Here is a 15,365-nt window from a genome sequence, read left to right on the forward strand (position 1 = left end):
ATGCAACGTAAAATCATCCATATCGACATGGATGCCTTCTACGCCTCGGTAGAGATCCGCGACAACCCGAGCCTCAGAGGCAAGCCGATCGCCGTCGGCGGCAAGGCGGAATCCCGCGGCGTCATCTCGACCTGCAGCTACGAGGCACGCAAGTACGGCATCCACTCGGCGATGCCCAGTGCCGAAGCAAAACGCCTCTGTCCGGAGCTGATCCTGATCCCCGGGCGCATGTCGGTCTACAAGAGTGTTTCCGCCCAGATCCGCAAAATCTTCGCCCGCTATACCGAGCTGATCGAGCCGCTCTCGCTGGATGAGGCTTACCTGGATGTGAGCGAATGTTCCGCCTGCCAGGGCAGCGCCACGCTGATCGCCCAGCAGATCCGTGCCGAGATTCTCAAGGAAACCGGACTGACCGCCTCCGCCGGTGTGGCGCCCAACAAGTTCATCGCCAAGATCGCTTCGGATGAGAACAAACCCAACGGCCAGTGCGTGGTCACACCGGACCGGGTGGCCGAGTTTGTCGCCGCCCTGCCGCTGCGCAAGATTCCCGGTGTCGGGCCGCGCACGGCGGAAAAGCTGGAGCAGCTCGGCCTGACCCACGGCCGCGACCTGCTCGACTGGTCGCTGGAGGCGCTAACGGAGCGCTTCGGCAAATTCGGCCACAGCCTCTACCAGCGCGCCCGCGGTATCGACGAGCGCCCGGTGCAGCCCTCACGTATCCGCAAATCGGTGGGGGTGGAAACCACCCTGTCTCACGACCTGCGCACCGAAGCCCAGTGCGAGAAGATCCTGCTCAGTCTGCTGCCGGAGCTGAAACAACGGCTCAGGGGGCGCAGCTTCAAGGGAATCACCATCAAGCTTAAATTCCACGACTTCCAGCAGACCACCGCCGCCGGCCAGTCCGACCGGCTCAGCGAGGATGTGCTGCGCTCGATCCTGCACACCGCGTTTGAACGCGCCGCCGGACGCCGGGTGCGCCTGGTCGGTATCAGCGTGGCCCTGGCGGAAGAAAGCAGCCTGCGCCAGCTGGCTCTGGATTTCGGTAGCTGACCCAGGGCGCCACCTGCCCGAGCATCCGCCTTTGCCTTGAATCACCGCCGTGCCATGCCCAACCGGCGCGGGGGCTCACCTCCTACACGCAGTCCCCTCCTACAGCCTCGTCACTGCAGCCACAAAAAAACCGGCTCCAAGGCCGGTTTCTACATGCACCGCTTCGATTAAGCGAAGACGAAGTACTTGCGTACGGTTTCGACCACTTCCCAGGTGCCTTTCATGCCCGGCTCGATCACAAACACATCGCCGGCTTTCAGGTGCTTCGGCTCTTCCCCTTCCGGGGTGATGATGCAGTAGCCGTCGAGGAAGTGGCAGAACTCCCACTTGTCGTAGTTCACTTCGAACTTGCCCGGAGTGCAGATCCAGGTGCCCATGATCTTGCTGCCATCGGCAGAGGTGTAGGCATTCAGGTTCACTGTGTGCGGCTCACCGCCGATACGGGTCCATTTGGTCGCATCAACAACAGGCGTCGGGCAGGTTTCACGCATAACAGTAATAAAATCGGACATGTCAGCTCCATAAGCGTCGAAGTAAAGAAGACGCATTATGGGACCATTACCCAGGCTGGCGTTGTCTGGTTTCGACACTGGGACGGTCATAAACGGCAGTTGGCACCGGATTGGTTTTTGCCAGGAGCCACCGCTCCACCGCGGTCAATCCGGTCACTGTTTGCACATAAAAAAGGCCCTCACCAGTTTCCTGATGAGGGCCAAGCTCCATTGCAACTCGTAACGAGTCGTATCTCAGGTAAAGAAAGCCCCGGGCTTTCTTACCCCTCGATTTCGATCAGCACCTCGCCCGGGGTGACGCGGTCGCCCTTGGCGACATGCACGCCCGCCACCTTGCCGGCGATCGGTGCCTGAATTTCGGTTTCCATCTTCATCGCTTCGGTGATCAGCACCGCCTGGCCGGCTGTAACCTCATCGCCGACGGCAACAAGCACGTCAACAATGTTGCCCGGCATACCGGTAGTGACATGACCCGGTGCGCTGGCTTGTTGACGGCCGCTGGCGGTAGTGCCACCCACGTAGCTGTTGAGCGGTTCAAACATCACCTCTTCCGGCAATCCATCGATGCTCAGGTAGACATGGCGCTTGCCACTGTCCTTGCCGCCCACACCGGTGATCGCCACCTGGTAGGTTTCACCATGCACGTCGATCTTGAACTCGGTCGCCACACCTTCATCCATGGCGCGGCCACCTTCGCTGGCCGGCAGCAGCGGCTCCGGTTCCAGGGTGCCGGCTTCACGCTGTTCGAGGAACTGGCGACCGATATCCTGGAACATGGCGAAGGTCAGTACATCCTCTTCGGACTTGGCCAGGTCGCCGATCTCTTTGGTCAGGCGCGCCATTTCCGGGCTCAGAAGATCCGCCGGGCGGCCATCGATCAACTCTTCGTTACCGATCGCCTTAGTCAGCAGCAGGGCGTCGATCTGCGCCGGCGGATGGCCGTAACCACCCTGGAGGTAACGCTTCACTTCGTTGGTGATGGTCTTGTAGCGCTCGCCGGACAGTACGTTCAGCACCGCCTGGGTACCGACAATCTGCGAGGTCGGCGTGACCAGCGGCGGGTAACCCAGATCCTTGCGCACTGCCGGAATCTCGGCGAACACTTCGCGAATACGGCCCAGGGCGTTCTGCTCTTTCAGCTGGTTGGCCAGGTTGGACATCATGCCGCCCGGCACCTGGTTGATCTGTACCGATACGTCCTCGCGGGTGAATTCGGATTCAAACTGGTGGTACTTCTTGCGCACGTCGCGGAAGTAGTCGGCGATCTCGCCCAGCAGTTCCAGATCCAGGCCGGTGTCCCACTGGGTACCGCGCAGCGCGGCAACCTGGGATTCGGTGGCCGGGTGGCTGGTGCCGGAGGCAAACGAGGAGATCGCGGTATCGATATGCTCGGCACCGGCTTCCACCGCCTTCAACTGACACTGGGCCGCAAGGCCTGCGGTAGCATGGCTGTGGATAAACACCGGCAGATCAACCCCGCCCTTGATCGCCTTCACCAGATCGTAGGTCGCATAAGGGGTCAGCAGACCGGCCATATCCTTGATCGCGATAGAGTCGGCACCCATCGCCTTGAGCTCTTTGGCCTGCTTAACGAACAGCGCTTCGGTATGCACAGGGCTCGTGGTGTAGCAGATGGTGCCCTGGGCATGCTTGCCGGCCTTTTTAACCGCCTTAATGGCGGTTTCCAGGTTGCGCAGGTCATTCAGTGCGTCAAACACACGGAACACGTCGATGCCGTTCTCGGCCGCTTTCGCAACAAACGCCTCGACCACATCGTCGGCATAGTGGCGGTAACCGAGCAGGTTCTGGCCGCGCAGCAGCATCTGCAGGCGGGTGTTCGGCAGTGCCTTGCGCAGGTCGCGCAGACGCTCCCAAGGATCCTCTTTCAGAAAACGGACACAGGCGTCGAAGGTAGCGCCGCCCCAGACTTCCAATGACCAGAAGCCGACCTTGTCGAGCTTGTCACAGATCGGCAGCATGTCCTCGGTACGCATACGGGTAGCGATCAGGGACTGGTGCGCGTCACGCAGGATTACGTCGGTAACGTTAACTTTGCTCATCAATTCTCTCCTTTTCGCAGCCCGTTAAACGCCGGCGTATGCCGCGATAGCTGTTGCGATGGCCAGCGCAAGTTCGCTGGGATCGCGCTTGTCCGAGTAGTTCTGTAGCTCCGGATGGTTCGGCACGAAGCTGGTGTTGAATTCGCCACTGCGGAAATCCGGGTTCTGCAGGATCTCCTGGTAGTAGCGCGCGGTAGTCTTCACACCCTGGAGACGCATATCCGACAGGGCCCTTGCACCACGATCCAGCGCCTCTTCCCAGTTCAGCGCCCAGACGATCAGCTTCAGGCACATGGAGTCGAAGTACGGCGGAATGGTGTAGCCGGTATAGATCGCCGTATCGGTACGCACACCGGGGCCGCCCGGGGCGTAGTAACGGGTGATGCGACCGAAGCTCGGCAGGAAGTTGTTCTTCGGATCCTCGGCGTTGATGCGGAACTGCAGGGCATAACCGCGATAGGAGATATCCTCCTGACGGTAGGCCAGGGGCAAACCGGATGCGATGCGGATCTGCTCACGGACGATATCCACGCCGGTAATCTGCTCGGAGATGGTGTGCTCAACCTGCACACGGGTGTTCATCTCCATGAAGTAGATCTCGTTGCCGGTGACCAGGAACTCCACCGTACCGGCGTTCTCGTAACCCACCGCCTTGGCGGCACGCACGGCGAGTTCGCCCACGTAGTTGCGCTGTTCCGGCGTCAGCTGGGGGCTCGGCGCAATCTCGATCAGTTTCTGGTTACGCCGCTGGATGGAGCAGTCGCGCTCATACAGATGGATCGCATCGCCCAGGCTGTCCGCCAGGATCTGCACTTCGATATGCTTGGGATCGACGATGCACTTCTCGAGAAACACCTCGGCAGAACCGAACGCCTTGGTCGCCTCTGAGATAACGCGGGGATACTGGGATTTCAGTTCCGCTTCGCTGTCACAGCGACGGATACCGCGGCCACCGCCACCGGAGGTCGCCTTGAGCATCACCGGGTAACCGATCTCACCGGCGACTTTGATCGCCTCATCCAGGTCCGCCAGATTGCCTTCAGAACCGGGGGTCACTGGTACGCCGGCGGCGATCATGCTGGCACGGGCAGCGGTCTTGTCGCCCATTTTGGCGATCACATCGGATTTCGGGCCGATAAAGGTGATACCACGCTCGGCACAGATCCGGGCGAACTCGCTGTTCTCGGACAGGAAGCCGTAGCCGGGATGGATCGCATCGCAGCCGGTTTCCACCGCCAGGTTCACGATACGTCGCGCATCGAGATAGCCCGCCAGCGGATCTTCACCGAGGCTGTGTGCTTCGTCCGCACGCTTGACGTGCAGCGCATAGCGGTCGGCTTCGGTATAGATCGCCACCGAGCGGATATTCATCTCCGCACAGGCCCGCACGATGCGGACGGCGATTTCGCCGCGGTTGGCGATCAGGATCTTTTTCAGCATGGACCGTCTCCAAGAGAGTGTGTCGATCAATGCGAAACACCCTAAACGAGTCGGTTTAAATGTATAAATTGATATTTCTTCTGAGTATCATAAGAAATACCTTATAGCTTACTTTCAAACCTAAGCCGACAGCCCATTATCACTGGACTTCGCCCATGCCCTACTCGCTGAACCAGCTCTTGAACCGGCTCTCTTTTCGCCAGTTACAGGTGTTCAAAGCCGTGGCTCATCACCTTAATTACAGCCGCGCCGCCGAAGAGCTCGGCCTGACCCAACCCGCGGTCAGCGCTCAGGTACGCCAACTGGAGCAGGCGCTGGGCCAGCCGGTGTTCGAATATGTGGGTAAAAAGCTGTACGTAACCGCCGCCGGCGAGCAGCTGTCGAGAACCGTGGACACCATGTTTACCGACCTGGAACGGCTGCAGATGCAGCTGGCCGAACTGGATGGCCAGGTGCGCGGCGAGCTGCGCCTTGCGGCCGTGAGTACGGCGCAGTATTCCGTGCCCTACCTGCTGGAATCCTTCCTCGAGGCCTACCCGCAGGTGGATGTGAGCCTGACCATCGTCAACCGCGCCCAGGCGGTGGAGCGGCTGAACACCAACCAGGACCACCTGGTGATTATGGGGATGGTGCCGGAATCGCGCAGCCTGAACACCCTGCCGTTCCTGGATAACATCATGGTGCCGGTGGTGCGCTCAGACGACCCCCTGCTGCAGAAGAAAAACCTCAGCACCCAGGACTTTTTCAATGCCCGCCTGCTGATGCGTGAGTCCGGCTCCGGCACCCGCCACGCGCTGGAGGTCTGGTGTGCACAAAACCGGCTGAAACTGGTACCGCGCCTGGAACTGGGATCGAACGTGGCGATAAAACACGGGATTCTGGCGGGTTTGGGTGTCGGCGTCCTGCCGCGGCTCAGCGTCACGGCGGAGATCCAGCTGGGCCAGGTTACCATCCCGGAACTGGAGGGGTTTCCGCTGCGCCGCTCCTGGTGCGTGGTCTATCCGTCGAGCAAATACCCGACGCCGGTGATGCAGGCGTTTCTTGATCACGCGCGCCGCTCCACCCGCGAGCTGGCCCAGCGGGTGTATGGTGACGAGGCGTAATTAAAGATCCAGACCAAAGGTTGGCGTCTCGCGATCCAGTGTCGTGACCAGCTCAGTAACCAGTTCACGGACTTTCAGAATCTCCGGGCGTTCGCCCTCCTCGGTACGGGACCAAAGCGCAATATCGCGGCGCGGCCCCGGCTTGCCCTCGACCTCAATCAGCTGCTCCGGCACGATCTCCCCGGTCATCAGCGCCAGCCGCGCCGGCAGGCGCACCAGCATGTCGGTGGTGTTCAGCAGATGCAGCACCGAGCGGATACTGCCGGTAAAGGCCATTCGCGCCGCGTTGGGGCCCGCCAATTCCCCCTGACCATCCAGAAAGCCGGCACTGGCACCGGCGATCATCCAGCTTTGGCGCGCCAGCTCCTCCAGAGAGACAGCCCCCTTTCTTCGTATAAGCGGCGACTTTTTACCGGCAAAAACGCCGGAGCGGTCGCGAAACAGCAGATCACGCTGCAGACTTTCCTGAGCCACAGTCAGGTGCGCCGGCGCCAGCAGAAAGTCCAGTTCGCCCGCCTGCATCAGGCCGATCTGCACTGCGGCGGAACCGGTCCTCAGGTGGAAGACATAGCGCTTTTCCCGCAGGAAGTGATCGCTCATCTCACGGAAGGTGGCAAACTCCCAGAGTGGATCGATACCGAGGGTAAATTCATTGTGGTAGCCGCTGTGCCACTGGCGGATCACCTCTTCGCCGTGATCGGTATCCGCCAGGATCCGTTCGCCGATCTGTGCCAGCCGGGCGCCGATCTCGGTGGGGATCACGCCATGACGGGAACGTTTAAGTACCGGCGCCCCAACCTTCATCTCCAGCTGTTTTATACTTCGAGTCAGCGTTGGCTGCGTGATGTACAGCTGTTCACAGGCACGGCTTAACGAGCCCTGCTTCACGACAATAGCCAACTGTTTCAGCAGGTTAGGATTCATTTATTCATTTTCTTTTAGTCTAGAGATAAAAACCTATTTTTCCTGATATCTGAATAGATTTAAAGTGGCTCCCGAAATACATAATAAGTAAGAGGACGCACCCCATGCAGTTTCATCAGAATGGTTTTCACCCCGGCGATCCGCGCTTTTCCGATCCGCAGGACGCTGTTGTAGCCCCGCCCATCAAGCGCCCTCTACCCGAGCAGGTAGACGTATTGATCGTAGGCTGCGGCCCTGCCGGCCTCAACCTGGCCGCGCAACTGTCTCAGTTCGGCAATATCTCCGTCGCTATCGTCGACCAGAAAGATGACCGCCTGCTGGTGGGACAGGCTGACGGTATCGCCTGCCGTACCATCGAAATGTTCCAGGCCTACGGCTTTGCCGACCAGATCATTCAGGAAGGCTACCAGGTCAACGAAGCCGCCTTCTGGAAGCCGGATGCTGACAAGCCGCAGGAAATTTCCCGTTCAGGCAAGGTCCCGGACGTGGCCGACGATCTATCCGAAATGCCTCACCTGATCATCAACCAGGCCCGTGTACACGACGAGTTCCTGAAAGTGATGCAACAGTCTGCACTCAAGCTGGAACCGCACTACCAGCGCAAGCTGCTGGGTCTGGAAGTGGATCCGAACGGTGGCGACTATCCCGTGACCGTTCAGCTGGAGCGCATGGTCAACTTCTCCCAGTACACCCAGGAAGTGGAAACGGTTAAGGCCAAGTATGTCGTTGGCTGTGACGGTGCACGCTCTGCGGTGCGTACTGCCATCGGCAAGGAGCTGGTCGGCGACCCGCTGAACCAGGCCTGGGGCGTGATGGATGTGCTGCTGAACACCGACTTCCCGGATATCCGCCTGAAGTCACTGATTCACTCCAACAACGAAGGCAACATGCTGATCATCCCGCGCGAGGGTGGTTTCATGGTGCGTATGTACGTCGAACTGGACAAGCTGAAAGAGAACGAGCGTGTTGCCCGTGACCAGATGACCGCCGACGTGCTGATCGCTGCGGCCAACCGTATCCTGGCGCCGTACACGGTCGACGTGAAGCAGGTTGCCTGGTGGAGCGTGTACGAAATCGGCCAGCGTATTACCACGGCCTTCGACGACTCCACCGAAGACCGCGCGGCTCGTGTATTCCTGGCCGGTGATGCCTGCCACACCCACAGCCCGAAAGCGGGTCAGGGTCTGAACACCTCGGTGATGGATACCTGGAACCTGGGCTGGAAAATGGCTCACGTGCTGAACGGCCTGGCCGACGAAAGCCTGCTCAAGACCTACTCCGACGAGCGTCGCGAATATGGTCAGGCACTAATCGACTTCGACCGTAAGTTCTCCGCCATGTTCAGCGCCAAGCCGAAGTCCGCCGAGAACCCGGACGGTGTCGACCCCGCCGAGTTCCAGCGCTACTTCCAGCTGTTCGGCGAGTACACCGCCGGCGTCTCCATCCAGTACCGTCCGTCCATTATGGTCAGCGAAGGCGTGCACCAGGAACTGGCTACCGGCCTTACCGTCGGCAAGCGTTTCCACTCTGCACCGGTGGTTCGCCAGGGCGATGCCAAGCCGATGCAGCTCGGTCATTGCCACACCGCCAACGGCGCGTATCGTGTATACGCCTTCGGTGGCAGCGATGAGCCGATGTCCGATAGCTGCGGCGTGAAAGCCCTGTGTGACTTCCTGGCCGAAGACGCCAAGTCACCGCTGAAGCTCTACACCCCGGCCGGCGCCGAGGCTGATTCCGTGATCGATCTGCGCGCGGTGTTCCAGCAGCATCACCAGTCGGTGGAAACCTCAACCATCCACCCGGTATTGGCACCGCTCAAGGGCACGCTGGGCCTACGTGACTACGAGAAGGTATTCTGCGCCGACAACCGTCCGGAATCATCCGGCGGCGGCAAGGATATCTACGCCATGCGCGGTATCAACCGCGAACAGGGCTGCATCGTTATCGTTCGTCCGGACCAGTATGTCGCCGAGGTACTGCCGCTGAATGACTACGAAGGCCTGAGCAACTTCTTTGCCGGCGTACTTAAACCAGCTAGCTAATAGCTAGAGGTTAAAACAAAAGCCCCCTCCCGGATCTGTCAGGAGGGGGCTTTTTGTTTGGGGAGCCACAGAGCTATCTGGGTGGTGTTAAAGATTAATCTGGAAGCGGTTAATCCAGATCTGGCCGGTGATCACGAAAGTGATAATCAGCACCCAGCCACCCCAGAACAGAATCCGCGGGCTCAGGCGCTCCTGTGCCACCAGGCGAAAGCCATAAACGACAACACCGGCAAAGACGATCTGGGTAGCCAGCAGCGCCAGCGCCGGGCCTTTGGCGCCGATATCCGGCACCAGCCCCAGCACAACAGCAGCAAAGCCCACCACACCAAAGGTGAGCAGCAGCCAGCTGAAGATGCGTAGAAAGCTCATAGGCAGCCAGTACTCAGGGCGCGAAGCGCTGCTGCAGGTAGCTGTTGATCTCTTTGGACTCGTACATCCATTCGGTACGACCGTCTTCATGCTCGATCTTCAGACAGGGAACCTTCACACGGCCACCGCCCTGCTCCAGCGCCTGACGCGCATCGGCATCCTTCTGCACATTGGCCATGCCTATCGGCAGCGCCAGACGATGAACCTCTTTCTTCACCTTGATGCAGAACGGACAGGTCGCAAACTGGTACAGCGTCAGGTTGCGGCAGTCATCATTCACCTGCGCCTGCGCCTTCTCATCACGAGAAATCGGCTTGGGCTTGGAGAGCGCTGCGTAGATCAGCATGAAAGGCATCAGCAACCGGCGCAGCAGCCGGAAAAAGAGTCGGATCACCAGACGCATTCAATTTCCTCGTACAATCTTACGGGCGTTTCGTTGAGAGCGCGAAGTCTACCAAAATAGTCGGAGAAATCCTCATGAGAGATTTTGGGGTTATTTGGCTCTGCGCTCTGCGCTCCGCCTCTGCAACGCCGGTGCCGGCTGCTGACGAATCAAGGGAGTCCGATCACCCCGGCGAATACTTTTCAATACGCGGTGTGCGAACGATCTCCGGCAACACCAGACCGAACCGGATCGACTTGGCAATCGCAAAACTGCGCCCATGCACATCCAGTTTGTTGAAAATCTGCCGCCAGTGAAAACGGATGGTGTGAAAGGTGATTCCCAGTATCAAGGCGATCTCCTGGTCGGTTTTGCCTTCCGCCGCCCAATACAGCACATCACGCTCACGTTCCGTAAGAGCCGGCAGCGAATGCGCGCCGTTCTGAATCATATCCCGATAGCAGACGTGAAAGACCGTGCTTAGAAGGTAGGCTTTGGCCAGGAAGTCGTAGTCCTTTCGGTCTTGATAAGGATCCGTGCGCGCCAGCCCGACACCCGCGACCTCCCCTGCCTCACCGGGCAGTGAAATGCCAATCCCCGAATTCAGGCCCGCATCCGCCGCTTGCTGCATCATTTCACGAGCTGCTTTCGGAAGTTTGGGGTCATTCAGTAAGTCGCACCAGAAAAATGGGCCGGGCCCCGACAACACCTGACGAACGACCGGATCCAACGCCATGTAGTGGTGCTCTTCATAGAAACGCATCCAGTCCTGCGGATAACTGGTTGCCAAACCATGCTGTTTGGGAAGCCCTAGTGATGGATGGTCCGTGACCAGGCTGTAGGTGATACGGTCATAACCGCTCTGTGACAGGACGGCGCAAAAATACTTAAAGGCCTCTTCTGGCGTTACCGCAGATTGGATCAACTCAATACACAACTCCAGTTCGTTTATATCGTGCACGACAGCCTCCCGTTCACTCACAGATCCCCACAGGGTTGACTGCAAGCCATCGTAAACGTACTCCTTTGAACACTGCTCCTGTGTATGAAATGCCGACGATATTAACGGGGAAGAGAGCACGAGAGTGGTGGGAAATAGTTCTCGTCACGGTCGGCCTCAAACGGAGTTAATACCGCCTGATGTGCCTGGTAGCCCGGCGACCCCGTGCAGGAGCCCGTGGCTTTGCGTGACCGGCTGTGAACTGATCGTGCCTTTTTCAAACACGTTATAACCCTAGGCAGTTAAGCCCCCTGTATCTATAAGAATTTTTCTTAGTTTTTTAATAGATGAAAATTTGGAACGCTTGTGCTGACGACTGATCACACAGGATAAAAGCGAACAGGAATCATGCTCTAGAGCCTTGGGTTAATTACTTATAACCCCTAATCATATTGTTTATATATCCGAAAATTAGAGGGCCTTGGATTTAATAGAATGAAATCATTGCAATTCGAAAAACAGGCTCGATGAGACTGCCATCACAGCAATAAGCGCACTAGATGAAGAAAGGTCACCCCTGTTGAACCTCAATCCTTTCTGTTTTTTGAGCTCTGCCCTTCGGAGCATCTCAGGCAGGCGGACGTCGCAGCACATAACGCTTGGCGTTTTCGTATATCTTTTCGGTCACCGCACTTTCGCAGCCCCACTTGGACGCCATCCGGATCGCATCCTTTCTGCCCTGTTCTTTAAGTCGTTCCACCTCCGCGCCCTGACGCATCATCTGTTGCGGTCCGTTACGAAACATCATCAACATGCCCATCAGCTGCTCCGCACCCGCTTCGACAATCTCGTCCCGACTCGCAGGCCGGTCCAGCGTACCAAGACCACCAACCTCCATGGCCACATTCGTCAGCCCTCGATCCATCTCGGTATCAGTGAGCAGCGTACAATTGTGATCAACCTCCATCAGGTCGTCCGACAGCGTATGGTGCATGTGGCTGATATACACGACGACACCAAAGCGATTACCCTGAAGTGCGTCAAACTGACCAGAGTAAAGAGCTGCCAGCAGTTTGGGTTGCTCAAAGCGTGTAAAGTCTATGGACGACGTCTGTGAGGTTTCTTCAGTTCGTCCGCTGCTAGCCTGCGCGGGGGCCGGCACCTTGGTCTTAACCTCCGGCGAAACCAACGTCCCTGTTCCCGCACCGAACGCCTGTCGATTACGCGCTTCGGCGCGCTCGGCAAACTCCTTCAGGGATCTGTTGCGCGCCGCTTCAATCTCAGCCCGTCGCTTCTGTTCCGCTATAGCGGCTTTGCGTTGACGCTCTGCTATCTGCTCGCGCTCTGCATCGGCCCGTGCCAGAACCGGCGCCGCTGCCGAACAGGGCATCATGATGTAGTTTGCGGGTAAACCACCGTGGGCTTCCACGAGCAGCCCTTCATAAACACGGCGCACCTCTGCACAGGTGTGTAGCCTTGCCAGCGGTATCTCGGGCCCGATACACCGGTTTACATGCTCAGCCATTGTCTCCGGAGAGTAACCGGCACAGCCCTGCACCACCCGCGCAACCTCATTTTTGCCACCAAGGCTGGCAAATACCAACTGACAGTCGGGGCGCTGGTATCCCGGCGGAAGCTGACCGTCGGCGGACGCCGCACGCACCCCGCGCTCGTAATATGACAGGGCGCTGGCACAGCCGGTGACCTTTTCCGTCAGCGCGTTTTCAGATCCAAAATACCCTTTCACATATCCCTGAAGACATCGGCTCAGATGCGCTTCTGCTGATTGACGACCATATCCAATACACGCCTCCCAGTACGCCTCCTTACCACTGATCTCCCGCGTCGCCCGCGCAAAAATATCGCAGCCCGGCATCTGCTGCTTCGCCTGAGCCCGTGTGATACCAGCTTTTTCATTCAGCACTGCTGCATAGGTGCGGGCGATGGTACTACAGCTGGATGTGGCGATATTACCCTCGAAACGGTTGCGCCCCGCGCTCATACCCCGGCTCCAGCGGGCCGACGACATACAGGCGAACACCTGATCGAAATCAGTCGGATCGGTACCGACACAAGGCGCTGAAGCGAGTACTGTCCGTGCAGGCTCTCTGACTGGCTTCGATTTTGGCGGCAAAGAAGGCTTTTGTGCGACTGACCTTGACGGTTCTTTCGCCTGCGCACGAAGCGCTGCCATCACCTCATCCGTTAGCCCTCCTCCAGGACGAATCTTTGCCGCGCGTTTGAATTTCATTAACGCCAGGCTGGTATCACGGTCCATAACGCCATCTCGCTTACCCTTGTAGTAGCCCAGTTGCTGAAGATAGCTCTGAGCTTCTCGCACGATACTGGGCGGCTGAGATTTTCCGGCATACGCCAGCAACAGGGTACTCGAGCCCACGGCACTCTGTTTTTCTACCAGGTAGTTCCCCGCGTACGCCGGATAAGTCAAAACTGCGAGCACCGCAGCCAAAGCAAAAGCGCATCCAAACAACCGGCTTTTTATCGAGCGGAGTTCATTAGATAGCCAAACCATATCAACCTCCCCCTCGTCGCTAACCTCTCAGCAGGCGGGGTGTTCTGATAATTTCGGGTGTCATCAGGTCCAGGCGGATCGCTTTGGTGACAGCATGGTTGCGCCCCGTCACATCAAGCTTGCGAAAGATTTGTCGCCAATGAAAACGGACGGTGTGGAAGGAAATAGAAAGAATGAGGCCGATCTCCTGATCCGTTTTACCTTCGGCAGCCCAAAGCAGTACATCATGCTCTCGCTCCGTTAGATCGGGCCGTTGTAGCCGCGACTGTTGTAGATACATCGTCCGGTAGGTTTCGTGGAAGAAGGTTCCCAGCAGGTAAAGCCGCGCCATCAGCTCGTAATCGTTTCGCTCTGTTGTCTTCTTGTCACGCGCGATGGCAAAACCGGCAACCTCCCCCGCAAGGCCCAGCATTGGAAATGAGATACCGGAGCAGAGCCCTGCTTCCCCCCCCTCATGCATCAGGCGCTGAGCGTCGTCAGACAGATCAGAATTCGCCACCACATCGTCCCAGAAACAGGGCCGTCCCAAGCGGTATACGGTATGCACCACCGGATCAATCTCCAGGTAGCTCTTTTCCGCGTAATACGTCATCCAGTCTTCAGGGTAGCTGGAGGCAAGTCCATGCAGCTTCGGAAGCCCCAGTGAAGGATGGTCAGTCAGCAGGCTATAAACGACACGGTCATATCCGCTGGATTCCACAATCTGGCAAAAATAACGGAACGCCTCCCCAGGATCCCTGGCAGAGTGGATCAGTTCTATGCAGCTCTCCAGTTCATTCAAATTAGGCACTTGAGCCCCCTTGCCCCCGGTTAATAACAGGACACCTGGGATTCGAGTCTGACGCGCTGAATGTAACCCGAGTCCATGCCGGGCTCCGCGGAATAGCGGTCGGCAAAGCTACTCGCAAAACACTCGCACAACGCACGCCGCTTATCCGGCGTGTCCTGCTCCGGTGTCCAGAGGGACATATCCGTGCTGATTAACGCGGCGCACTGATCGTAGACATAACCAAATGCCCCATCCGGATTCACGCACTGCTCCGCAACCCGGGCCTGTACCTCCTCCTTAGCGGAGGAGCGATCATCAAAGCGCTCACCGATATAACGTTGCACCATGCACTGGCAGTCATACAGCTGACTCTGCACCGACGACTGTCGGCATGACGCTTCATAATCGCGCGCCTCAGCCACGATATCCGTATCGCTAACGGAGGCCGGCTGCTTGACCCGCTTCATACACGCCATGTACTGCTCGGTGTTCTGATCGTTCGAGTAGATGCTCCAGCAGTCATCTTCCGTTTTCGCCAGCGCGTACGCGCCCTGTACCGAAGAGTGCTCCTGCTGGGCACTATGAGTCTCCAGTTGGTTTCGTGGGTAATGCGGTGCAGGCGGTTGAGGTGCCTTTTCAATCGTACTCATTCCGGCCGCTGTGGCAGTCATTGTCTCTAACGCGACCAACAACGCCGGACTGGGCTGACCAGTGACTCTCATGCCGTTATCGATTTCGAAACGCGCAATCGCCCGGGAGGTTTTTCCACCAAAAACACCATCGGGAGGGCCGGGGTTGTAACCGAGTATTTCGAGCCTCAGCTGAATATCGGTCACCTCCTCTCGCGAGTAGTCAGTGCTATAGCGCGGTGCGACTTTTTGGGCTTTCGGTTGTTGGTAGGCGGGTTCCGGTGGTGGGGGTGGCGGCGTAGCTTGCGCCTCCTGCGCAGAATCGTCGTTACCCTGCTTCATATTCTCGACGCCCTGTTCGAGCATATCCTTCGCGAATCCCTTGAACACATCACTCCACTCGTCGGCCTGGAGCGTTGCTGTTAACCCAAACGTGAGCGTCACAGCAGCAAGCACGCAAACACACTTCGCTGTAACGTACCTTTTCAGTTCGACTACCGATTGACGGGTACGAGCTGAAAACAAAGATGACTGGTTCATTGTCATTTTTCCTTTTCAGCTATTTGTTGATTGTGGGAAATCGTTACTGTTTAAAAGAATAGGTACGAACCA

At 58.1% G+C, this 15,365-nt stretch carries 13 protein-coding genes; 3 read left to right on the forward strand and 10 right to left on the reverse strand.

Translation table 11 applies throughout. The features are described from left to right. Positions 1 to 1,050, forward strand: a complete 1,050-nt coding sequence (gene dinB / locus ACQUQP_RS16630) for a DNA polymerase IV (RefSeq protein ID WP_432696153.1) — start codon at positions 1 to 3, stop codon at positions 1,048 to 1,050. Between the two features lie 167 nt (positions 1,051 to 1,217). On the opposite strand, the gene ACQUQP_RS16635 is transcribed toward dinB, so the two are convergent. From ACQUQP_RS16635 to ACQUQP_RS16645, 3 genes are all read right to left on the reverse strand, one after another. Next, on the reverse strand, positions 1,218 to 1,562 hold the full coding sequence (locus ACQUQP_RS16635; protein ID WP_132295587.1) for a cupin domain-containing protein: 345 nt from the start codon (positions 1,560 to 1,562) through the stop codon (positions 1,218 to 1,220). Between the two features lie 260 nt (positions 1,563 to 1,822). Continuing rightward, the gene (gene oadA, locus ACQUQP_RS16640; protein WP_432696154.1) at positions 1,823 to 3,622 is read right to left on the reverse strand and encodes a sodium-extruding oxaloacetate decarboxylase subunit alpha; all 1,800 of its coding nucleotides are present in this window, start codon (positions 3,620 to 3,622) and stop codon (positions 1,823 to 1,825) included. 24 nt (positions 3,623 to 3,646) lie between these two features. Beyond that, positions 3,647 to 5,062 (reverse strand): acetyl-CoA carboxylase biotin carboxylase subunit, encoded by a 1,416-nt coding sequence (locus ACQUQP_RS16645; RefSeq protein ID WP_432696155.1) that lies wholly within the window; start codon positions 5,060 to 5,062, stop codon positions 3,647 to 3,649. Positions 5,063 to 5,217: 155 nt separating this feature from the next. Here ACQUQP_RS16645 and ACQUQP_RS16650 point away from each other — a divergent pair, with 155 nt between their 5' ends. Continuing rightward, complete coding sequence (locus tag ACQUQP_RS16650; RefSeq protein ID WP_432696156.1) at positions 5,218 to 6,165, forward strand: LysR family transcriptional regulator; 948 nt, start codon at positions 5,218 to 5,220, stop codon at positions 6,163 to 6,165. Here the strand turns inward: ACQUQP_RS16650 and ACQUQP_RS16655 are convergent, their stop codons facing one another. Beyond that, a complete protein-coding gene (locus tag ACQUQP_RS16655) occupies positions 6,166 to 7,089 on the reverse strand; it encodes a LysR family transcriptional regulator (RefSeq protein ID WP_432696157.1) in 924 nt (307 codons plus the stop codon). It abuts the gene before it with no gap. 104 nt (positions 7,090 to 7,193) lie between these two features. On the opposite strand from ACQUQP_RS16655, the gene ACQUQP_RS16660 reads away from it, so the two are divergent. Beyond that, a complete protein-coding gene (locus ACQUQP_RS16660; RefSeq protein WP_432696158.1) occupies positions 7,194 to 9,131 on the forward strand; it encodes an FAD-dependent monooxygenase in 1,938 nt (645 codons plus the stop codon). An 87-nt stretch (positions 9,132 to 9,218) separates the two neighbouring features. Here ACQUQP_RS16660 and ACQUQP_RS16665 read toward each other — a convergent pair whose 3' ends face one another. From ACQUQP_RS16665 to ACQUQP_RS16690, 6 genes are all read right to left on the reverse strand, one after another. Beyond that, positions 9,219 to 9,500: a hypothetical protein gene (locus ACQUQP_RS16665; RefSeq protein ID WP_432696159.1), complete on the reverse strand. Its 282-nt coding sequence runs from the start codon at positions 9,498 to 9,500 to the stop codon at positions 9,219 to 9,221. Positions 9,501 to 9,513: 13 nt separating this feature from the next. Beyond that, complete coding sequence (locus ACQUQP_RS16670) at positions 9,514 to 9,903, reverse strand: glutaredoxin family protein (RefSeq protein ID WP_432696160.1); 390 nt, start codon at positions 9,901 to 9,903, stop codon at positions 9,514 to 9,516. Positions 9,904 to 10,066: 163 nt separating this feature from the next. Further along, positions 10,067 to 10,843: a helix-turn-helix transcriptional regulator gene (locus ACQUQP_RS16675; protein ID WP_432696161.1), complete on the reverse strand. Its 777-nt coding sequence runs from the start codon at positions 10,841 to 10,843 to the stop codon at positions 10,067 to 10,069. 607 nt (positions 10,844 to 11,450) lie between these two features. Next, positions 11,451 to 13,355 (reverse strand): peptidoglycan-binding protein, encoded by a 1,905-nt coding sequence (locus ACQUQP_RS16680; protein ID WP_432696162.1) that lies wholly within the window; start codon positions 13,353 to 13,355, stop codon positions 11,451 to 11,453. A 19-nt stretch (positions 13,356 to 13,374) separates the two neighbouring features. Then, positions 13,375 to 14,136 (reverse strand): LuxR family transcriptional regulator, encoded by a 762-nt coding sequence (locus tag ACQUQP_RS16685; protein ID WP_432696163.1) that lies wholly within the window; start codon positions 14,134 to 14,136, stop codon positions 13,375 to 13,377. 29 nt (positions 14,137 to 14,165) lie between these two features. Next, a complete protein-coding gene (locus ACQUQP_RS16690; RefSeq protein ID WP_432696164.1) occupies positions 14,166 to 15,143 on the reverse strand; it encodes a peptidoglycan-binding domain-containing protein in 978 nt (325 codons plus the stop codon). Positions 15,144 to 15,365 lie beyond the last annotated feature (222 nt).

The sequence above is a fragment of the Marinobacterium sp. YM272 genome, assembly GCF_050908845.1.
Lineage (GTDB): Bacteria > Pseudomonadota > Gammaproteobacteria > Pseudomonadales > Balneatricaceae > Marinobacterium_D.